Source organism: uncultured Bacteroides sp., from assembly GCF_902491285.1.
Lineage (GTDB): Bacteria > Bacteroidota > Bacteroidia > Bacteroidales > Bacteroidaceae > Bacteroides.
This window is the reverse complement of record NZ_CABUHK010000026.1, coordinates 1-20277: the sequence shown is the minus strand read 5'-3', so window position 1 is coordinate 20277 and position 20277 is coordinate 1. Positions and strand designations below refer to the sequence as shown.

Below are 20277 nucleotides of genomic sequence, written 5' to 3'. Positions count from 1 at the left end.
TAATTGTATATCGTCTTTTCCCAATCATCCAGTATTCTATATACAGCTCTATTAAAAAAGATATTCTCGAAGTTCTTCAATTGCTTGTTGTACACTTCTGACTACAACGTATTTGTTTCGGCAACTTTCAGCCTGCTTTTGGAACTCTTTTTGATGGTCTGACTGTTTACCTGTCTTAATCTTAAACTCCAAGCAGAGCGAGGCAAAGCCTTTTTTCGGAATGAGCACAATTACGTCAGAAACACCTGGTTTTACTCCTTGACGTTTAAGATTAGCAGCCTCCCTGACGTGACGACTGCCGCCATTCGGAACAGCAAATACAAGCTTGTCCGGAATATTAGGGAAATATAAAGGAATAAGTTCGAAGAATTCTGTTTGTATCCGAGCTTCCTCGTTATTATGTACTTCTTTAGAACGTGGAGGATTACGCTGGTCTGCATAGCAATTATAACACATAAAACCGGTACCGGCCTTAATGACCGATACCGTTTCCTTTTTACATAAAATGCACTTTTCTTTTTTCATAATTTATTTTCTAAAAAACATATCTCCTGAAATAGAGCGGGCAGTATCATCACCGGTTAGCCGGATATATCGGAAGAAGTTTTGCTCTGTCCGATGCCCGGTCAACTTCATTATTTCCAGTGTCTTCATGCGTCCGGTCAGGTACATGTTGGTTGCAGCACTCCTTCGGGCGGTGTGACTGCTAATCAATTCCCACTTTTCACGGGTGACAGTTACAAGCTTCCCGCCTTTTGTGAATGAGTATGTAATCAAGTCATTCAGCCTTATTTCTTTCATGATTACTTTCAGATACTTATTAAAGTACTGGATGCATAAGCCACCGGGCACACAGCCGTTGTACTTCTCGAATATCTCTTTCACATAGTCATGAGCTGGGACTTTTACATCAACGTTGGTTTTCATTGTCCGAATCATGATATAACCGTTTATCAGGTTCTGACTTGTTAACCTTGAATAATCGGAGTAGCGAAGAGCGGTAAGGCATCCCAATACGAACATATCCCTTATGCGCTCCTTGGCTTTCCGTTTATCTTGCTTCTCAAACTTGTAGTAGTATATCCTTGTGATTTCATTCATTGAGAGAAAGACTGCATTTGTAGGTTCGCATTTCAAATCAATCTCATCGTAGGTATTATCTACTGCATAGTTATACTGCGATGCCCGGCGAACGAGTGTTTGAATTTTCATGATATATCCAACTATTGTATTATGCCGAAGACCTTGGTCTTCTAGGTAGATGATAAAATCGTCGATAAATTCAGCCGTCACCGAATTGGTAAATATATTGCAGTCAAACTCTAATGAGAAGTTATCTATGTGTTTTATGATAGCATCGTAAACGGCTGCATAGTGTTCAGACTTGCGTCTGCTTCGCTTTTCAAGAACATCCCGGATGAAGTCGGTGAAGTATATACCTTCTAAGGGCTTCTCTTGCCGGAAGTGGTTAATGTAGTCCTTTCTCGCCGTGCGGGTGGGGACAGGTTGTAATACTGATAATGCTTTGGTCGTATCATTTTAAATGGTTAATTTTGATTCCATACTTTATTACCTCTGAGTAGAGTGAATCTACAGCAGGCTTAATTTGTGCATCTACCAATATATCGGTAAATGAGTCGTCTAACAAGGTGTAATTTTTCAATTGATAATTTACGCCCTGTGCATCAAGCAGATTTTTGAATTGATCTGATTCTGATTCGTTGTCGAAAGTGTAGGTGTATTGTTCCATATTTATTTTGCTTTTAATTTTTCTTACTGCGATATTCAGGGGTAAATATCAATGCCAATAACACCCATACACTTTTTGTCACCCATAAGGAAAATCCTATCAGAGAGAAAAAAGCAACATAAATCAATGCGATACCTATATTCTTCATATCTTATTTTTATTTGAGTATTGTTTACTAATATCCATCCTAAATAATGTTTAAAAAAGATGAACATAAGTTTATGTATGATGTAAAGTCTTTAAATTCCTAGCTTCTAAAAACGCATCTTTTGTCAGCCTCTCTAACAGTACTTTTTTGGCATCATTTTTGTATCATTTAAATAGGCAGTTTTATCCCCTGTCTTTTAATTTTATGAAAAAGGAAATAATGCAATTAGGATTTACTGAGTTCCCTAAGTATTCAGCAGACGGATGGACATGTTTTAGGTTTGGAGAAAAATGGTTATGGGTTTTCATAAATGATTCAGAAACAATTATGAAAGCAGAGCCTGATGATCTCATTGAGCTAACAATCGAAGAGATTAAAGAATTACTAAAATTGTTTTTCCAATCCCAAAAACCGTAATCAATTCTCCTTTGGCAGAAATTCTGCCAAAGGAGAATTATTGTCGCTTGATAAACTGCAAAAATATTCATCTTTATCTTGTTATTCGTTAAACTCAATTTTCTGCTGCAGTACTTCATCTGCGTAATACTTGTCAAACCCTTTATCACTTATCCACCAATTAAAACCAAATTCAGCATCGGTAAAGTTGTGGTTGATATATCCGGCATCAATGAGCTTTTGTATGGTCTGAATCCATTTACGTTTCACATGAGGAAAACGCTGGCAGTCTTTTCGTTTATCCTTGTAGTTTGACATCGGACAAAGAATACAACCTATTCGCTTATATCCTTCATCGTACAAAGAACAATGCTCTATCTTATTCCCATTCAGAAAATCCCACACGTCTCTGTCAGTCCAATGGATAATCGGAGAAACAAGGATCTTGTCTTTGCCTCCGACACAAGTAACCATCTGTTCTTTGTGCTCTGAAAATTGGTCGAAATTCCCGCTGAATTTATGGCTGCTAATCTCAATTTCTTCACGTTTAGAGCGCCGCACACTTTCAGCTTTACGAATGCCGATCAAGGTGACTTTACCTGCACCGGACATTTCTTTAAATTCAGCACAACACCAGCGCATCGTTCGTGTAGGAATAATATGCTTTTTTAGAGCCATGTCATAAATAGACATTTTAGGCTTTATCAGTTCCACGTCTGGGTAATTCCTCTTCACAAATCGAATAACGTCCGGAGGGTCAATGCTCGTAAGGTTCATGTGAGCCTTGAATTTCACTCCTGCCATTACCGCAAGATGGTAGAGGACTTGACTATCCTTGCCGCCGGAGAAGGCTAAATAAAAGCCGTTATCCGGGTCGTAGTCAAGTGCCATCTGTTCACATTTGCGAAGCAAAGCGATGGAGTATTCTATCTTAGATTGCAGGTTCATTTGATTCCTTTCTATTTTGATTTTAATTAATATTTATCCATTTACATATCATTTACATACTGTAAATCAATCATCTCATTGTTTTATAAATAACTATTGCCTATCTTTGTTGTCTAATTTTAAAAATAAAAATATGTTAGTAATTAAATCTACAAAAGAAGGCTATGAGCTTAATCAAGGGATTTCACTGAGATTGTTTGAGCCATCCGGAAACACTGTTGTAAAAGTAGTATGTGAAACTCCTTATTACGGGGAACCGAACCATTTAGAAAACGCTATTTGTAATCACATAAATAGCTTAATGCCTGATGGCTATACAGTAAAAACCAATCATGTGACTCTTGAATCAAGTACTGGAAGTGATATGAAAGGCAAATATGTCGAATCCCTAATGTTTCAGATTTATATCTAATCTCAGTAAAGTCCTGACTACCTATTCAGGACTTTTTCATTTATCGCTTTACTCATTTCTATCTTCGGTATTGAGAGTTAATACTTCTTCCCGTGCATTTTCTCACGAAATTCATTATACTTCATCTTTTGCTCAATGTGCCAGAATAAATCTATATTAAGATGGCAGGCCAATCCGAAAACAGACATTAACATATCATTCACGGTTGTAGGGAAATCGTAAAGACAGTCATATCTTGCCGGTAAAATAGATATTGCATAAATAGACTCTGTGAATGTTTCATCTTTGCAAGCTTCTGACATATCATCAACGTTGTTATTCAGGTCTTTCATAGCAAGGCTTAGATCAATGCCACGTAATCCGGCTAAGTCAAGCAAGCGGATAACTGCATCGGAAAGCTCATCCTCTACTGTGTCTTTGATATATCTATTGAATACGTTAATAAACTTTTCTTCATTCGTTAGCCACCCCTGACACTCAGCATATTCACCGATCTTATACTTTTCTTTATCAAAGTGTCTATTTTTTCTGTCTGCTTCCACAGCCTCCATAAGCTCGGATATTACGAGGCAAAGGCAGTGTTCATTACTCAATTCGTTGTCGTGAAAACCATGTTCACAAGCGATTTTATATGCCCTATCACAAAGGGCGTTCAAATTAATATTATTCATTTCTATTCTGTTTTATGTTGCTCACCTTATAAATTAGGTGAGCAAAAAGTTTATTGTTTTCTTATGTGGTTACTTTCTTGAAAAACGTCCTATCAGGTTCTTCTGAAAACTCATATATTTGTCCGACACGGAATAACTGTTTTGGTATGAGTGATTGCTTATCTAATGCGTAGCATTCCTTGATACAGATATATTTCATTTTTTTTGATGATTTGAATTTACTTGTACCAACGTCCACCACAATATTTACATACGAAATATTTTCCCATACTCATCACCTGAACTTTTTCATCAACACATATACGACACATGCAAACATTGTGGTCGCCATCTGACACGGGTTCCTGAATTTTATCGTATTCCCAAAAAGATAGTTTGCCTTTAGCCGGTATTGGTTCTGGAAATAATATGGGATTAGCTAATATCCAGTTATAAATAGGATTTTCATAATAGCCTTTACTAGCATCTGTTTTCTCTGCCCATTTAGAAGGATGATTGATTGAGCATCCAATTATTTCTACACTTCCAATGATAGCAGAATTGACAATGCCCTCTGCACATATTATTTTTCGTTGAAACTCAACAGGCAGACTATCCCATTGAGCTTTTGTAAATACACTATTGGGATTTCTCATTTCTACAGGTTTTCCACTTGCATGGATTAACACTCTATGCCCTATGTATTTCTCTGGACACGCCCAAGTACGGTTCTCGATGTTTTTAAAACCGTGGACTATCAAAGAGGCCCACGGTTGTTTTATTGTTATTGCTTTCATTTCTTATTTGTTATGAATTAGTGTAAACACCTTCATCTTCACTTACTACCTCTTTTAAAATCTCCGCACACTCTTCATTTGAGTAGTTTTGCAGCAATTCATCAATATGCTGCATTATATCATTTACTTCCATACGCTTTCTTTGCCATTATATTAATTAACTTTATTGTCTTATCACTCAATTTGCCATTAGCTGTTGTAACGTGCTGGATGGACTTATGTAATTGGATTCTGCTCATATTTATTTCAATATTTAAATTCAATTTATCTACTTTAAAATCCCACAATAAGCCAAGATTGCCAAGGTGGTAAATATACCTATTACCGATATTAAATATGATATTATCAAAGTCTCAAATTTATCATCTTCTTTCATATTTGATTGAATTATTCTTCGTCGTCATAGTCTGTATTAAAGATACGTGCAACCATATCGACAATATTTTCTTCTATATCCTCGGTAGAACCTGTTACGGCATTAGCGATATTTTTCTTCTCTTGAATTATGCGATAGACTTTTTCATCAATAGTTCGCCGGCCAAGGAAGTAGTAACAGGTAACAGAGTCTTTCTGTCCAATACGATGCGCCCGGTCCTCACATTGGCAACAGTCGGCATACGTCCAGGGGAACTCAACAAAGGCAACGTTGCTTGATGCAGTAAGTGTTAAACCAACTCCGGCCGCTTTTATTGAACAAATGATAATATCTGCCTTGGGATTATTTTGAAAGGCGTCAACCGCTCTTTGCTTCTCATCCAGTGAATCTCTTCCGGTAACTGATACGGCGGTAGGGAAGTAGCGTTTTAGTTGGTCGACAACTTCATGAAGAGAACAAAAGAGAATTATCTTCTTTCCGTTCTCTCGGAAATCTTTCACAAATTCAATAACATCACGTACTTTGCCGCGAGCCGAGATATTACGTAGAATTCCTATCTTTACCATCACTTCGCCACGCAGAGCTTTTTCTATTTTTTCGTCATCGGCATCCTTGTATTTCTGCAAGTACATAATCAGGTCACGTTCTGCGTCCATGTATTCTTTGCGATTAGTAATCTCGCAAGTGTTTACTTGGCGTATCTTATCCGGTAAGTCTGTTAAGACAAGAGATTTTTCACGACGGAACATACAATGCTGCCAAAGATTGAAATTCAGTTCTTTCAAATTAGAAGCCTCTCTTTGCCCGGAACAATATCGGTTGACGAATTCTTTGTATCCGCCGAAATCTTCCATGCGATTCAAAATTGCTAGTTGAGGAATCAAATCTTTAGGCCTATTAACTACTGGTGTTCCGGTCAACTCGATAACCCATTCTTTACCGGTACATATACCTTTGCAAAATTTAGCTTGCTGGGTAGATGCAGATTTGCAACGGTGGCTTTCGTCAATGATAATTGACTTGAATAGATTGATTGAATTTCTAAATTCGACATCGCGCAGTGTCCAGCCTTCGGCTTTCTTTATACGTTGTACAAAGTACTTTTTCAGTGATTCATAGTTGACAATAAATACCTGATGCATTCCAGTTTGGTAAAAGAAAGTCCAAGTATCACGTACTTTATCAGTTAAAACCATTGCTTTCTTATCAGTAAACTTTTCCCATTCACGCATCCAGTTAATTTTTAACGAAGAAGGGCAAATAACGAGGCAAGGGAAAGCATTGGCAAGGTTAATTGTTGCAATACTCTGCAATGTCTTACCAAGTCCCGGTTCATCACAGTTCATAAATCGTTTAAGTTCCAGTCCTCGAGCAATACCTTTAAGCTGATAAGGATACGGCTGAATTTTTAAGCTATGGGGAATAGCTAGCTCCGGAAGCTCCGGAATATCATAAGCAATATCTTCTTCCTTTTTTTCATTACCACTAAGCCAATTTATATTCTCAAATTGCTGTATTTGATATATCATCCTTTCAAGGTCAACTCTGCTCCGGGTTGGTACTATCCAAACTTTCTTGGAACCGTCAAAGTGTCTTCCAGGAATCTGCCGGACCCGTTCTATAATAGAAGGTTTATACTTGAATGATAATTCAAAATTATCTCCTTTTAATTCGATATTCATGATTTAGAGTGTTTAGTAGGGGGAAGCTATCCCCCTATGATGATTGTGAGTTATGCGGTTGCATCAAGAGGGGTAGGGGCTTCTAGTTTCTTTTTCCGTCCTCCCTTCTTTGGTTTGTCTTCTATAACAACAGCTTCTTCCGGTTCGTCGGTCTCAAAATCTAAGCGCTCTTGGCGGATTCCCCATTTTTCTTCAAACAGATAACTTTCAACTTCCGCATCACAAGCGGCAGCGTCAATACTTAATTCTTCGTAGTAGGGGTATTGTTCGTCAAGGAGAGGAACGAATATTTTCAAGTCAACGACTTTGCCGGATTGAAGAAGTTTTGCTCCCATGATACTGATTCCAGAAACTCCTTCGACGCTATCATTAGAGTAACCTGTAATGATGTAATTCTCCAATATTTCAGAATATCCGGGAGACATAAAGCTGTCCTTATTGATATTAACAGCTTCTGGCTGCTCGCACAATACGACGAGATGTAACTTGAGGCGATTAAAAGTCTCTCTTAAATCGCTGTGGATAATCTGATCGCAGCTCTTGTTAATTACATTCGTATAGTTTGCTTCAGAGAATCGCTCATTGTACACTACATTCAAGCGGTCTTTCTTGACGACTGCCTTCTTGATTTCATTTTTTGCTTGTTCCATAATCTTCTTTTGTTGATAAAGTGATAATACTAAATGTTGATACAACTCCCATGACGGCAGCCGTAGTTATTTCTCTTGTTGTTGCATCTTCTCTTTGAGAAGAAGATAATGCTGTAAACAGACCGATAACGGCCAGCCCGATTGTGACTTTTTTCAAGATTCTCATAATGATTACTTTTTGTTGTTATACATGCCGGACATTTTCATTTCCTCTTTGGCCTTACTTATTACTGTTACACACCATGATAGTTGATGCGTTGCTGTCCGGTTGCAGCGTTCGCACCAGTCTACCAAGTACCGTTCTTCCCTACATAGAGAGTTGACTAGAGCATTTATCGCCGTCGCTGTTGCTTTCGCATTCTTGGCTGTATCGACGAGTGTTTGCATGACTTCGGACTTCATAGTTTCATTGAGCCAATATTTTGAGTCTGCAAGCAGTTTGCCGGAGCGGGCAACATATACAGCCAAGTCATTACCGCGCTGTACAGCTTCCGCCGCATCTTCGCTCATAGTTATATTGAGAAATGAATCTATATTGGTTAGTTCAGCCAATATTTGTTCTCTTGATGTAATAAGTAAGTTCATATTGTTTTTAGGTAAAATATAATCAGACCATTAATTGCCACCATTTGAAAGCAAGGTCCTCGTACTTCTCTTTTCCTCTGATATATGTAGGATGATTCCGGTCGGTGATAAAATGCTTGAATATCTTGCAGTTCTTTTTAGAGATTGCATAAATGAAATCCTGTTCACTTCCTGCGATATCCATATACCAGGCACGGGAGCGGTCCCAATCAAAGAAATCAATTGCTTCATCAAACTGTGCCTGTGATTCTGCAAAAGTTGTTTTTAAATCGCCACCAAAACCGTAAGCAGACAACCACCAATCCCATTTACAGCGAGTATCGAGGTGATAGGCAAAGTTTCCATAATGGAACTCCTGCTGCTTATTTACCATGAACTTCTGTGTATCGGACTGCGCTAAAACGACGGCAAGGAATTGATCCTTCTCCGCTTCCTTCCGGAGAGCCTTACGCATTTCAAGTCCTAATTCAAATTCTTCTGTCGTGTACACATAATCATCTACCATTAGCTTATCATACCGAACACGGTCATTCTCTGTTATAAGAGCATCTACAAGCGTTCCGAATTTGAATGCTTTCTCTTTATCCCCGTACTGAACACGAGGATAAAGATAGTTTTTAAGTTCTGTCAGGTCTGAATTGCTGACTTCTGTACGTGAGTAATATGAATCAGGATTTGACATAACTATTTAGCTTTTACATCTGCTTCGTAGCGGATAAATTGTGATTCGATATGTTTTTGCTCTTTGCTGTTTGCCTGCTTTTCGCAATAGGTAATCATCTTCTTAAAGATTTTCTCCAGTTCCTCAATCGGTAGGGATTGGCCTTCATTTATCCACCACATTTGGAATATTTCAATAAAACCTTGCTGGTGAAGTACTGCAATTTTCTCTTTTACCTTAGCGTTTGTCGGAGGAGGTGCAATAGACGCTGCAGCCGCCCCAAAAAGGCTACCGATTGAACTTTGCTGCGCTCTCATTGCAGTCTCTTGTTTAGCTGCTTCTTCCTGCCTTTTTATTTCCTCCATTTGTTTTGCAGTTTCTTCCGCTTCACGTTGCTTACGTTGCCTTTCCGCCCTTGCTGCTTCTTCTGCATTTGAAATACGAAGTTGTTCCAATTCTGCCAACTCTTTACGTTTAGACGGAATACGGTCGATAAGGTCCTGGCGGATACTTGACAGTTTTGTTTTGTACAGTTGGGCGTATTCCTCATATTTACCCTGTAACACATTTTGCCGGATTTCCTTCTTTGTATCCAGGCTGATATAATAAGTAGCAGAATCTCCTACGAATTTATCGAAATGCGTTTTAGGATAATCAGTCTGAAAAATGGTAATACCGATAACTTCGCGGTCAAAATTCGCATAAGTAAGCCCTGTGAAGATATTCTGTAATTCGGAAATCTTAGATGAAAGATACTGGTTGAAATAAGAAAGGAGATTATTCTCAATTGCTTGTTGATAGCTTGCTTTCTCTGAATCAACTCTAGCTTTTTGCTCGGCTGCTTTTTTTCTTTTCTGCTCTTCTTCATATTTGAATTTAGCATAATCATTGCGTTTTGCAACAAGCTTACCGGGGATAGTAGATACATCTTTAGGGTCGATTTGTTTTTCTTGTGAAGTGAAGAAGGAACGTATTCTATCGAATATCTGCGTAATAGGTTTACGACGTTCGTCCATATTTTTAAGAGTCACATTGACCTTTTTCAAATAGTCGGCTGCTGCTTGGTCTATTGTCTCATTCATGCCTTCTCCTTCGATTGTATCGAGGAGAGCCTGACCGGCTTCATTGCATTTCTTGACAGAGTTCGTATTCTTTCCTATAATATCTGGAAAGGATGATAGAATACTTTTTACTTCATCTATTTTGATTAATTCTGTTGCCATAATTGTTTTTTTTAATTGGTTAGTAAATACTTAGAAGCCTCCGTCTGCATCATCTTCAGATACTGTTACTTGTACAGATTCCGGAGCATCTAACTGTTTTTCTTCACCGAAAGGAGTATTAGGGTCTTCTACCGATTGAACAGGTTCATTAACCTTGTTCTCATCGACTAAACCGTAGTCGATTACAGGTTCTTCCTGTTGTGTCTCCATAGATGTGTAATTTCCCGTACGTACTTTAGGATAGGCGTCGAAAGCATGTTTAATCATCTTGTTTTCAAGGAACCCAGTATCAATATTACCACCATTAGAGGTATATAGAGAGTTAGCAGTTCCCTTGTTTTGCTTTGCAGAGAACGTTGATAAGCGCTTCCAATCTGATTCCATCATCCAGGAGTAATCAACTGACCCGTCATTACGTACAATACGTATAAACACGGCAACCGGCTTGTCTGACTTTCTCGGGAAAGCTCCCTCATACTCTATTGATTTAGCGCCGTTTATACCTATAATAGGACGGAATTTATCCCCTTCAAATACTACTACTGGGTTATCTACATAGCGGACTTGTCCGGCACGTTGGCGCATATATACTTCACCGTAGGCTGAAACTGTAAGCCCAGCGCGTTTCTCCCATATATCACCACTAGGAGTCTTTACCTTAACGTTACGGGGAATTAAATAGCACTGTGGTCTGCCTGATTGGTCAAGTGAAAGACCATTCACGGCCATATCAAGGAAACAACCGAAAAGGGAAAGCTTCGTGCATTCTTGTAGAGCTGGCGTTTCAGTCAATAACTTATTGAAATGAAATTTCTCACGATTGTAAATTTGTTCACCCATATCTGTTCCCCAGATGGCGTTATACATACCGATAAATTTCTGCTCTACTTTTTCATTTTCTACGATTTGAGTAGGTTTTAGCGCACTTAGCTCCTCTACTCTGATTTGAATTGTATTACTCATAACTGTTTAAATATTAGTTGTTTATTAATCTCCTTGATATACTCCGCGGCTATATTCTTCCATTAATAGAATATCTTCTGCCGTTGGCTCTTTCCTTATATCCTTTTTATAAGGCTTAATCTCTACAGGAGAAGGAGTATAGTTCTTTTTTCGCTCTTCCATAGCGTCAAGTTGCTTACCAACGCTTTCTTGCAGAGCCTGCAACATTTCTGATGATTTCGGTATATATGTCATACAGCTATCTGCATTAGTTGTTTGATAATGTTGTCCGGGACTTTATTATGTAAATCCATCATTGCACTGGCAGTTTCCAGTTCTGAGCGTTTCACATAATATTTCCCTCTTTCCTTATTATTTGCCGGATAAAACTTAATCCAAGCTTTTTCGCGCCATTCAGTGATAAGGCGTTTTCCGTATATATCTTCCGCTTGGGATATCGTTACCACTTCGGGAAGTAGTCCCAGCATCGTTAGCGTTTGAACAGTCCCAATTTTAATACATCGGGCGACCATCATTTCGAAGCAATTTTCCATAATCTCTTAATAGGCTGTTTCTTGTTACTTTTGAATGGTGTTGAGCTTATTTTATTACTGAAACACACCTGCATCTCTATGCTATGCTGCCTGATTAATATTGATTAGAGTTCATATACTTCTTCAATTCGATTTCTTCTTATTCTTGCCCGCCGACTCCGGTTAAGGTCGTTGTTGCAGTCAAATGCAATTTGAAAGGCAATAATTCCAAGAAATGAAAGAGCTATGATTGTTTTTTGTAGTTGCTTGAAGTCGATATTTAGAGCGAACACTCTATTTATCCACCAAGCACCAAGTTCGTTTAATTTGCTGGTTCCTGTCTTTTTGTAAGCCTTGTCTAACAGGACATTTACCGTTCCGTAGGCAGTACCTAATCTGTCGGCAATCTCCTTCTTTGCCAGGCCACAAGCAGCCAGTCCCGCTATTTGATTTTCCCGCTTGGTTAGGGCAGAATCAGCTTGCAGTTCCATGATGCAAAGTTTCCAATTCGGCTGCCGCCCTGGAGACTCCCTTGGTAGCTTCCAAAGATTCATTAGCCATTCGTACAGCTATATTCAATACTTTTGTTTTGAAGGTTGAGCGAGCGGAAACAGGCTTGTTGTTGAGGATATTGTGCACTGTACCCTGTGAACAACCGGCTTCCTTCGCAATCTGCTTTTCGTATCCGTAAGGCAGATTAGCTTTGATAGTTTCTAATTGATTTTCCATATATTCTTATATTAATGATTATAGTTCCCTGGAAGGCAGCCAAGCCCGCCAAGGATAACGTATCGCTGTTGTGCGGATGATTAAAGATTCATTCTACCTCGTAGCCTCTTTCAGATTCTCCATAACCGGAAGGCGCATTCTCAAAGGGTTTGCATCGAAAACTAAGCCAGCATGCTATAATTTCACCCTGCTGATTTATATTTCAATTGCTTACGTGCTATCTCAATTTCTTCTCGTGTTACGGTTATACTATCGCATACACCACGAATAAGCTGCTTACGGGTATAATATACTCTCTCCGCCATTTTTCTAAACACGCTTCGGTCTTTGCCTTCTATCCGGTTTTTCATTATATCCAACTGTTTGCGGGAGATGTGGGTAGCGGCTTTCATACTCTCATAAAATGAACGGTTAAATTCCGTACGAAACTTCGTATCAGCGAATAAGGATATGAACACTTCTTGCACAATCCCCGCTTCTATGAGATAGTTGTATTGGAAGGCGTGCTCTTCGTTTTTAAAGAAAGCGTTTACTTTTGCCTTATCAAGAGCAGCTTGGCACTCAAAACCGATGCCAGTAATATTGTTGTCGCCTAATCTCGCACCGCATATAGCACATCTATTATCATTCATAATTGTATGGTGTTTTTTGATGATTAGAAATCAGCTTTGAGTTTGAGTACTCGGAGAACTTCCTTGAGTTCACTGTTGGTATAGTTCCTGGCAATCTCAATGCTTACGCAATTGTGATTAGCGGCAATTTGGATAGCCCGCTCTTTGCTTACCTTGTAAATTTTCTGTTTCATATTCCTTTTTGATTTAGAGTAAATAATCTATTTTGTTAACTTTATTACCTTTTATTTTGGCGTTGCCAATGTTTTGCGCTAACTTTATACTGCAAATGTAATTAAAAACATTACACTGTAATTAAAAGAAAGACAAAAGGTGTAATCTATTAAGATAATTTAATAATATTCGTATGCATATAGGTAACAAAATTAAAGAAGAAGTCTCTAAAAGAAATATAAGTGTAACAGACTTTGCAAAGTTGATAAACAAAAGCAGACCTTATACTTACTCAATATTTGAAAAAGAAAATATTGATACAGAACTACTTATACATATTTCATCTGTTTTAAATTTGTCACCAGCATCATTCTTCGAAGATATAACACCTAGTGTAATGCAAAATGGTACAAAGAATGTTTTGGTTGGTAGAGATAATAACGGTAATATATCAACTAATGAATGCCAAGATAAACTTGAAGATGCTATGATAGAAATAAAGCATTTGAAAGCTGTTATTGAAGGCAAGGATAAACTTCTTGAGGAAAAGGAACGATTGATTAATGTATTAATGAATAAGTAGAATATTAAAAGCTCAAATAAAACAACTTATAAAATATTAGTATCATGAAAAACATTTTATTTTTAACGATGACTGCATTATTAACAAGTTGCACATCAAATCAACAGCAAACAGTAAAACTATCAAACGAAATAGATTCTTTGAAAGCAGAGTTATCTACATATAAAGAAAAATATGGAGAACTGAAGACAATAGATGAAAAAAATAACATATTTGGAATTTGGGAATTATCTCATTATGTTGACGATTTTGGAGAGAAAACACAGGAAAGGTATATACGTACCTTTTGTACAGGTACATTTAGCAACTCAGCAACCACAAATTCAGAATTAGGTGTTCAATTTATTATCGACAAATCAGGTATGAGAATACAACTATATGAATACAATCGAAATCACCCAATTAAAGGTGAAGGATTTTTTAAATTTAAAGCCAAGAGGTCTGATGGCGAAACTTTAGAATTCAAAACCTATAACGCAGAAAACGGGAGCAACTTTGTAGAAGAAGAGTATTTTGAAGCGCTAATGACTTTTTTACAAAAAGAAGGAGAAGCTAAATTTATTGCAGAATCTTCAAGTTCGAGTACATTAAGCAATTATAAATTCTCACTGACAGATACTTCATATCTAAAAGAGGCACTATCAAAAATATAAGTAGAGTTCAAGAGTCTAGTTAATTGATTGCTTAAAAAAATATTTTTTCATGAATGACGTTGAAGAATTAAATAATAAACTAAGGCATTTTGATAATCCTGAAAAATTTAAGAAATTTGTTTTACTTACATATAAAAAAAATAGATGTTGGTTGGTGCAAAAAAAATATGAGCGGCTATTAAAAAATTATGATTCTCCTACAAATCGATGTACTAAAGAATTTCATGAAGTTATAGCGTATTATATAAGATGGGGTCTACTAACTAAAAATGAAAATAAAGAAGAAAACAAAGCAGCTTATATAATATCGCCAAAAGGGATAAAGGCTTTAAGTTGGAGATATATTGCACCACAAAAACCTGATTGGTTAACTGAGAAGGGGCGTTTTTGGATAAATGCATGTATTTCAATTCTTGCATTAGTATTATCCAATATAGCAATCTTTAAATCATGTAATTAGGAACATATTATGAATATAGAAACATATATAAGTCTTGGCTTATCTGCATTAGCTGCAATTGGAGCTTCATATACTTATGTTGTACATACTAGAAGGCTTAATTCACAGCAAAAGCAAATCAATGATTATCAACTCAAACACTTAAAAGAAGAGGAAGATGAAAAGAAAAAAGCATTGATTCAATGCTGTAATATATCTATGCCAGGAACTCAAATGGATATCTTGCAAATACAGAATATAGGCAGTGCTGCAGCCTACAATATTAATTTTGATATAGATGAAGAAGATATTCAATTTAACATGAGTGACGAATTATTTCCATTTCCTAAACTATTACCTGGGCAATCCATTGACATACGTTATTATTATGGGGGAAATAATGAGCATCAGACAATAACCTTTACTTGGGATGATGATTATGAAAAAGGAGAAAAAATAGAGCAGGTTCTTAGCCTTTAGTGTTAGACTGACTTATCCAATCCTTAATAATTGGAATCCAGATAAGGCAGCAAGTAATAGCATTGAAAATGAGAATGACTCTTTCTGGTTTCATAATGATTTTATCTTAAAATATAAAATATGGAAGAAAAAGACAAAATAATCACATCGCTCCGGGAGCAGCTCCGGAAAGCATTGCAAGAAAATAGTGCTCAAAAGCAAGAAATTGCTCTCTTGAATTATAAGTTAGAAAGGGCCAAAATGAAGCCCTCAAAACAGCGTTCTTTGAACTATCTTTGAAATGGTTAGCTCACATCATTGCAATTAATTGATATGCAACTAAATAGCTTTCTTTATCATTCTGCTTTGGGAGCAGGGGGTCGTGGGTTCGAATCCCGCTACCCCGACGAAAATGTTAAGTAAGGAGTTTAGAAATAAAAAGCTGATGCATACTATGTCTCAGCTTTTTTGTTTTATACAAATGATAGGTTGATTCACTTTGTTTGACTGCAATTATTTAGGAAAAGTAAGAATAAACTTACTTCCTCTACCTGATTCTGATTTTACATTAATACTTCCTTCATGTAAAGTCATGATTTGCTTACATAAACTAAGTCCGATACCGGAACCGGATGTTTTGGTAGTAAAGAAAGGTACAAATATCTTATCAAGAACATCGGGCAAAATACCTTCCCCATTGTCGGACACTGTCAGAAGCTTATTCCCGGCAGGCGAAATTATTACTTCTACCCGAATATTCTTATCAGATTGCCTTCCACAGCAGGCTTCACGGGCATTTTTCAATAAATTGATGAGAACTTGTTCTATTTGAGCTCGATCTATATATAAGGTTAGTTCTGATGAAGGGATTTCAAAATGGATATATTCTTCCGGGAATAATTTCTTTAGATCCATACATAGTTCCGTGATAGAAACTTTGCTGCGGACAGGAGTAGGGATTCGTGTTAGGCGACGATAATTTTCAACGAACTCTAATAATCCTTTGCTTCTTCTGTGAATAGTCTGCATGGCTTGTAGTATAATGGAATATTCTTTTTCTCCAAGCAATTTGGGTATTCCCCTTTCGCTTAGCGTTTCAGAAAGAGAGATAATCGGTGTGATAGAATTCATTATTTCATGTGTCAATACACGTATCAGCTTTTGCCAGGCTTCCATTTCATTTCGTTCCAGTACGGAATGGATGTTTTTCAGGCTGATTATTTGTTGTTCTTTTCCTTGTGTTGTAAATTTCGTACAAGAAATAGCCATTTCTAGAACAGTACTGTTTTGTTCGATACGAATAATAGGAATATCATTAATTGTAGAAGCTCTCAGGAGCGCTTCCGGTAATTGTGAGATCTGTCCTAAATGGGTGACGGCAGCTTGATTCATCCATTCTATATGTCCGGCTTTGTCGGCAACAAGTACGGCTGTATCTACCTTATTTAATAAGTTTTCGTAATATTGATGCTTGATTTCTTCTGCTAATAATCTTCCCCGGAAGTCTTTTAGGCTCTCTGAAAGTTCTTTTGCCCACTCATTCATTATTTTATTTTTAAAAGGCGGGTGGAAAGTTTGCATCATGTCATTGTATCGAAGTCCGTCTGTCAGCCGTCTCAATAAAATTATTTGCTTGAATTGCATACGGTATAGGTGTATACCAAAGGTTATTAATAGTATGATGCAGATAACGGTACTGAACCATAACTGTTTTTGAAACAACAGGCAACTTCCGATAGAAAGCAGCATTATAAATAAGATGTGTAAAATCACTCTGATTGCAAATCGTTTCATAGGCCTAGTTTTTCAAGTTTACGATATAGGGCAAAACGGGTTATGCCCAGATACTCGGCAGCACGGGAGATATTCCCTTCGCTGAGTTTCATTGCTTTCTCAATAGTTTGACGCTCCAGTTGTTCCAGATTCAGTATCATTTCTTCTTCCTTCCTCTGTTTAGGACTGGCATGGAAAAGAAAATTTTCCGGTTTTAATAAAGAGCCGTCTCCTAATATAACAGCGCGCTCTATTGTATGCTGCAATTCGCGTACATTTCCGGGCCAGGCATACTTTAACAGTTTGTTTTTGGCTTCCCGAGTCAGGCCACGCATATCTTTTTTATATTTACGTGCATACCGTTGTAGAAAATATTCAGCTAGTAGAATAATATCATTTCCACGTTCACGGAGTGGAGGAATATGTATTTCAATGGTGTTGATACGATAGAGCAAGTCCTGGCGGAAGTTTCCTTCGTCCACTAGTTGACGGATGTCCGCGTTTGTGGCACAAATCAGGCGGACGTCAATAGGAACAGCCTGCGTACTGCCTAAACGGTTGATTTGTCGCTTTTCAATAGCTGTCAATAACTTCGATTGCATAGGAAGTGAAAGGTTACCGATTTCATCCAGAAACAGAGTTCCGTTAGTGGCAACTTCCATTCGTCCGGCTTTTGATTTTTTTGCGTCGGTGAAAGCTCCTTTCTCAAATCCGAACAGTTCGCTTTCAAAAAGTTGTTCGGGAATACTTCCCAAGTCAATAGTGACAAAAGGTTTGCCGTATCGAGGAGAGCAGCGATAGAGAAGACGGGCGATTACGTCTTTTCCTGTTCCATTTTCTCCTAAAATAAGGATATTGGCATCTGTGCTGCTTAATTTATTTATTGTGGTGAAAACTTCCTGCATGGCAGGAGATTCTCCTATAATATCTCCTTCCGAAGAATTCTGACCGCTAAGTAATTCTACCTGCTCCTTCAAAATGTTTACTTCCCGTTGAGAGTGACGTAATCGCATTCCGGAAGTAAGAGTGGCCAGTAGTTTTTCCTTTTCCCACGGTTTGGGGATAAAGTCTGTTGCACCGGCTTTGATAGCCCGTACTGCTTTATCAGTATCTGCATAGGCAGTCATAAAGATGACAATCGCTTGCGGATCGATTTTCAATATTTGCTTCAAGCTTTCGAATCCTTCCTGACCACTAATAGCGTCACGGCTAAAATTCATATCTAATAAAATAAGATCAGGTTGAAAAGTGGTCATGAAATGTTCGATTCGGTCGGGAGTGGTGGCTACCTTTATTTTTTCTGTGTAAGGTTCCAACAGCAGGTTTAGAGCGAAGAGAACATCTTCGTTATCGTCTACTATAAGTATCTTTCCCAGTTTGTTTACTTTTTCCATTCTTTTAGCTAATTAGAATATAATCTTTTTCCTTTACTGCATCGGCAAAGATATGGATAATAATCATGTGTTGTGTGTGCGATTGCGCACTATTTTCGTGCGTATTTGCACGCTGTTTTAAAAAGAAGAATAAGTAGATGTTATTGATATGCAACCATTTATATAAATGGCATAGGTTTTGAATTATAAATAACAAATAAAACTAAGAATGAATCTGAAAATAATCTGCATAAGTATTGGAATCCTGGCGACGGAATTATTGGCTGCTCAAGATCAGACAACAGAACTGTCATTGGAACAAGTTGTGAAGATTGCTCGTCTAGAGTCTCCCGATGCGCAGACGGCACGTCATAGCTTCCGTTCGGCTTATTGGAATTATAAATATTATCGTGCCAACTATTTACCGACTTTGAACTTGACATCCGATCCTAATCTGAATCGTGCCATTAATAAGATAACAATGGGGGACGGTTCCGTTAAGTTTGTTGAGCAGAATTTGTTGAATACTGATCTGACTTTGAATCTTTCACAAAACATACCTTGGACAGGAGGTTCCTTGTTTCTTGAAACGTCCGCACAACGTATGGATTTGTTCAGCGAACATAAATATTCGTGGCAGACTTCACCTATCATGATAGGATACCGGCAATCGCTTTTCGGCTACAATAGTTTGAAATGGGATAAACGAATAGAACCGGTACGCTATCAGGAGGCAAAGAAAAGCTATGTAGAGACATTAGAACTTGTATCTGCCAATGCGATTAATAAATTTTTTGCTCTAGCCACTGCCCAAAGTAATTATGACATAGCATCCTTTAATTATGCGAATGCCGACACGTTATATCGCTATGCACAAGGACGTTACAATATCGGGACAATAACGGAGAATGAAATGCTGCAACTGGAGCTTAACCGTCTTACAGAAGAAACAAATCGTATGAACGCCCGTATTGAAATGGATAACTGTATGCAGGAACTCCGTTCATATCTGGGCATTCAGGAAGAGAGGGAGATTCGTGTACGTGTCAGTTCCCGTATACCGGATTTCAGTATTAATCTGAATGAGGCGCTAGCATTGGCGTATGAGAATAGCCCGGATATACAAACGATGAAACGGCGCAAGCTGGAAAGTGAAAGTGCGGTTGCGAGAGCCCGTGCCAATGCAGGTTTGAAAGCAGACATTTATCTTCGTTTCGGACTGACACAGACAGCGGATAAATTACCAGAGGCTTATCGAAACCTTTTAGATCAACAATATGTAAGTTTAAGTATCTCCCTACCAATTTTAGATTGGGGACGGGGAAAGGGACAGGTGCGGGTAGCCCGTTCTAACCGTGACCTGGTTTATACGCAGGTAGAACAAAGCAGGACGGATTTTGAACTGAATGTCCGCAAACTGGTGAAACAGTTTAATCTGCAAACGCAACGTGTCCGTATCGCTGCCCGTACAGATGAAACTGCTCAGCGAAGGAATGAAGTTGCCCGCAAACTTTACATATTAGGAAAATCTACCATTCTTGATTTGAATGCTTCCATTTCAGAAAAAGATAGTGCACGCCGCAATTATGTATCGGCTTTATACAACTATTGGAGTTTGTATTACACGCTCCGTAGCATGACACTTTATGATTTTGAGAAGAACAAGTTACTAACAGAGGATTATAATCTCCTCATTGAATAGGATAGAATGATTTTTTATAATTGATATA

General features: G+C 37.8%; 31 protein-coding genes. 8 read left to right on the top strand and 23 right to left on the bottom strand.

Annotation, left to right across the window (positions count from 1 at the left end; translation table 11 throughout):
• Nucleotides 1-51: 51 nt before the first annotated feature.
• From RDN93_RS08930 to RDN93_RS08915, 4 genes are all read right to left on the bottom strand, one after another.
• Nucleotides 52-456, bottom strand: coding sequence for a VRR-NUC domain-containing protein (locus tag RDN93_RS08930; RefSeq protein WP_308745226.1), 405 nt, complete (start codon nt 454-456; stop codon nt 52-54).
• A gap of 72 nt (nt 457-528) precedes the next feature.
• Complete coding sequence (locus tag RDN93_RS08925; RefSeq protein ID WP_308745225.1) at nt 529-1473, bottom strand: phage integrase SAM-like domain-containing protein; 945 nt, start codon at nt 1471-1473, stop codon at nt 529-531.
• Nucleotides 1474-1534: 61 nt separating this feature from the next.
• Nucleotides 1535-1750 (bottom strand): hypothetical protein, encoded by a 216-nt coding sequence (locus RDN93_RS08920; protein WP_308745182.1) that lies wholly within the window; start codon nt 1748-1750, stop codon nt 1535-1537.
• 13 nt (nt 1751-1763) lie between these two features.
• Nucleotides 1764-1898 carry a hypothetical protein gene (locus RDN93_RS08915; protein WP_308745181.1) on the bottom strand — a complete coding sequence of 45 codons (135 nt, stop codon included), beginning with the start codon at nt 1896-1898 and terminating at the stop codon, nt 1764-1766.
• 204 nt (nt 1899-2102) lie between these two features.
• Between RDN93_RS08915 and RDN93_RS08910 the strand changes: the two genes are divergently transcribed.
• Complete coding sequence (locus RDN93_RS08910) at nt 2103-2315, top strand: hypothetical protein (protein WP_308745180.1); 213 nt, start codon at nt 2103-2105, stop codon at nt 2313-2315.
• An 81-nt stretch (nt 2316-2396) separates the two neighbouring features.
• Here RDN93_RS08910 and RDN93_RS08905 read toward each other — a convergent pair whose 3' ends face one another.
• Nucleotides 2397-3242 (bottom strand): phosphoadenosine phosphosulfate reductase family protein, encoded by an 846-nt coding sequence (locus tag RDN93_RS08905; protein WP_308745179.1) that lies wholly within the window; start codon nt 3240-3242, stop codon nt 2397-2399.
• 133 nt (nt 3243-3375) lie between these two features.
• Between RDN93_RS08905 and RDN93_RS08900 the strand changes: the two genes are divergently transcribed.
• Complete coding sequence (locus RDN93_RS08900) at nt 3376-3654, top strand: hypothetical protein (protein ID WP_118313728.1); 279 nt, start codon at nt 3376-3378, stop codon at nt 3652-3654.
• A 77-nt stretch (nt 3655-3731) separates the two neighbouring features.
• On the opposite strand, the gene RDN93_RS08895 is transcribed toward RDN93_RS08900, so the two are convergent.
• The 16 genes from RDN93_RS08895 to RDN93_RS08820 all read right to left on the bottom strand — a co-directional run bounded on the left by RDN93_RS08895 (nt 3732) and on the right by RDN93_RS08820 (nt 13287).
• Entirely contained in the window at nt 3732-4325 is a 594-nt protein-coding gene (locus RDN93_RS08895; RefSeq protein WP_308745178.1) for a hypothetical protein, read from the bottom strand.
• A 218-nt stretch (nt 4326-4543) separates the two neighbouring features.
• The gene (locus tag RDN93_RS08890) at nt 4544-5101 is read right to left on the bottom strand and encodes an ASCH domain-containing protein (RefSeq protein WP_308745177.1); all 558 of its coding nucleotides are present in this window, start codon (nt 5099-5101) and stop codon (nt 4544-4546) included.
• A 10-nt stretch (nt 5102-5111) separates the two neighbouring features.
• Entirely contained in the window at nt 5112-5234 is a 123-nt protein-coding gene (locus tag RDN93_RS08885) for a hypothetical protein (protein ID WP_308745176.1), read from the bottom strand.
• A 254-nt stretch (nt 5235-5488) separates the two neighbouring features.
• A complete protein-coding gene (locus tag RDN93_RS08880) occupies nt 5489-7159 on the bottom strand; it encodes a DEAD/DEAH box helicase (RefSeq protein WP_308745175.1) in 1671 nt (556 codons plus the stop codon).
• Between the two features lie 50 nt (nt 7160-7209).
• Nucleotides 7210-7809 carry a hypothetical protein gene (locus tag RDN93_RS08875; protein WP_308745174.1) on the bottom strand — a complete coding sequence of 200 codons (600 nt, stop codon included), beginning with the start codon at nt 7807-7809 and terminating at the stop codon, nt 7210-7212.
• Nucleotides 7790-7975: a hypothetical protein gene (locus RDN93_RS08870; protein WP_308745173.1), complete on the bottom strand. Its 186-nt coding sequence runs from the start codon at nt 7973-7975 to the stop codon at nt 7790-7792. Before RDN93_RS08870 ends, RDN93_RS08875 begins: the two co-directional genes overlap by 20 nt.
• Nucleotides 7976-7980: 5 nt before the next feature.
• On the bottom strand, nt 7981-8394 hold the full coding sequence (locus RDN93_RS08865) for a hypothetical protein (RefSeq protein ID WP_308745172.1): 414 nt from the start codon (nt 8392-8394) through the stop codon (nt 7981-7983).
• Between the two features lie 22 nt (nt 8395-8416).
• Complete coding sequence (locus RDN93_RS08860) at nt 8417-9076, bottom strand: hypothetical protein (RefSeq protein WP_308745171.1); 660 nt, start codon at nt 9074-9076, stop codon at nt 8417-8419.
• 2 nt (nt 9077-9078) lie between these two features.
• Nucleotides 9079-10278 carry a hypothetical protein gene (locus tag RDN93_RS08855; RefSeq protein ID WP_308745170.1) on the bottom strand — a complete coding sequence of 400 codons (1200 nt, stop codon included), beginning with the start codon at nt 10276-10278 and terminating at the stop codon, nt 9079-9081.
• A 30-nt stretch (nt 10279-10308) separates the two neighbouring features.
• Nucleotides 10309-11241 (bottom strand): recombinase RecT, encoded by a 933-nt coding sequence (locus RDN93_RS08850; protein ID WP_308745169.1) that lies wholly within the window; start codon nt 11239-11241, stop codon nt 10309-10311.
• A gap of 24 nt (nt 11242-11265) precedes the next feature.
• A complete protein-coding gene (locus tag RDN93_RS08845) occupies nt 11266-11475 on the bottom strand; it encodes a hypothetical protein (RefSeq protein WP_308745168.1) in 210 nt (69 codons plus the stop codon).
• Nucleotides 11472-11774: a hypothetical protein gene (locus tag RDN93_RS08840; RefSeq protein WP_118417415.1), complete on the bottom strand. Its 303-nt coding sequence runs from the start codon at nt 11772-11774 to the stop codon at nt 11472-11474. Before RDN93_RS08840 ends, RDN93_RS08845 begins: the two co-directional genes overlap by 4 nt.
• 104 nt (nt 11775-11878) lie before the next feature.
• The gene (locus RDN93_RS08835; protein WP_308745167.1) at nt 11879-12244 is read right to left on the bottom strand and encodes a helix-turn-helix transcriptional regulator; all 366 of its coding nucleotides are present in this window, start codon (nt 12242-12244) and stop codon (nt 11879-11881) included.
• Nucleotides 12228-12482 (bottom strand): helix-turn-helix domain-containing protein, encoded by a 255-nt coding sequence (locus RDN93_RS08830; RefSeq protein WP_117684222.1) that lies wholly within the window; start codon nt 12480-12482, stop codon nt 12228-12230. Before RDN93_RS08830 ends, RDN93_RS08835 begins: the two co-directional genes overlap by 17 nt.
• Before the next feature lie 182 nt (nt 12483-12664).
• Nucleotides 12665-13114 (bottom strand): hypothetical protein, encoded by a 450-nt coding sequence (locus RDN93_RS08825; protein ID WP_308745166.1) that lies wholly within the window; start codon nt 13112-13114, stop codon nt 12665-12667.
• Nucleotides 13115-13137: 23 nt separating this feature from the next.
• Complete coding sequence (locus RDN93_RS08820) at nt 13138-13287, bottom strand: hypothetical protein (RefSeq protein WP_308745165.1); 150 nt, start codon at nt 13285-13287, stop codon at nt 13138-13140.
• Between the two features lie 173 nt (nt 13288-13460).
• Between RDN93_RS08820 and RDN93_RS08815 the strand changes: the two genes are divergently transcribed.
• The 5 genes from RDN93_RS08815 to RDN93_RS08795 all read left to right on the top strand — a co-directional run bounded on the left by RDN93_RS08815 (nt 13461) and on the right by RDN93_RS08795 (nt 15701).
• The gene (locus RDN93_RS08815) at nt 13461-13850 is read left to right on the top strand and encodes a helix-turn-helix transcriptional regulator (protein WP_308745164.1); all 390 of its coding nucleotides are present in this window, start codon (nt 13461-13463) and stop codon (nt 13848-13850) included.
• Nucleotides 13851-13894: 44 nt separating this feature from the next.
• A complete protein-coding gene (locus RDN93_RS08810) occupies nt 13895-14503 on the top strand; it encodes a hypothetical protein (RefSeq protein ID WP_308745163.1) in 609 nt (202 codons plus the stop codon).
• Between the two features lie 49 nt (nt 14504-14552).
• Entirely contained in the window at nt 14553-14963 is a 411-nt protein-coding gene (locus RDN93_RS08805; RefSeq protein WP_308745162.1) for a hypothetical protein, read from the top strand.
• 9 nt (nt 14964-14972) lie between these two features.
• A complete protein-coding gene (locus RDN93_RS08800) occupies nt 14973-15422 on the top strand; it encodes a hypothetical protein (protein ID WP_308745161.1) in 450 nt (149 codons plus the stop codon).
• Nucleotides 15423-15542: 120 nt separating this feature from the next.
• Complete coding sequence (locus RDN93_RS08795; protein ID WP_308745160.1) at nt 15543-15701, top strand: hypothetical protein; 159 nt, start codon at nt 15543-15545, stop codon at nt 15699-15701.
• 213 nt (nt 15702-15914) lie between these two features.
• On the opposite strand, the gene RDN93_RS08790 is transcribed toward RDN93_RS08795, so the two are convergent.
• Complete coding sequence (locus tag RDN93_RS08790; protein ID WP_308745159.1) at nt 15915-17195, bottom strand: ATP-binding protein; 1281 nt, start codon at nt 17193-17195, stop codon at nt 15915-15917.
• Nucleotides 17192-18568 (bottom strand): sigma-54 dependent transcriptional regulator, encoded by a 1377-nt coding sequence (locus RDN93_RS08785; protein WP_308745158.1) that lies wholly within the window; start codon nt 18566-18568, stop codon nt 17192-17194. Before RDN93_RS08785 ends, RDN93_RS08790 begins: the two co-directional genes overlap by 4 nt.
• Before the next feature lie 208 nt (nt 18569-18776).
• Between RDN93_RS08785 and RDN93_RS08780 the strand changes: the two genes are divergently transcribed.
• Complete coding sequence (locus RDN93_RS08780; RefSeq protein WP_308745156.1) at nt 18777-20249, top strand: TolC family protein; 1473 nt, start codon at nt 18777-18779, stop codon at nt 20247-20249.
• The last annotated feature ends 28 nt before the right edge of the window (nt 20250-20277 follow it).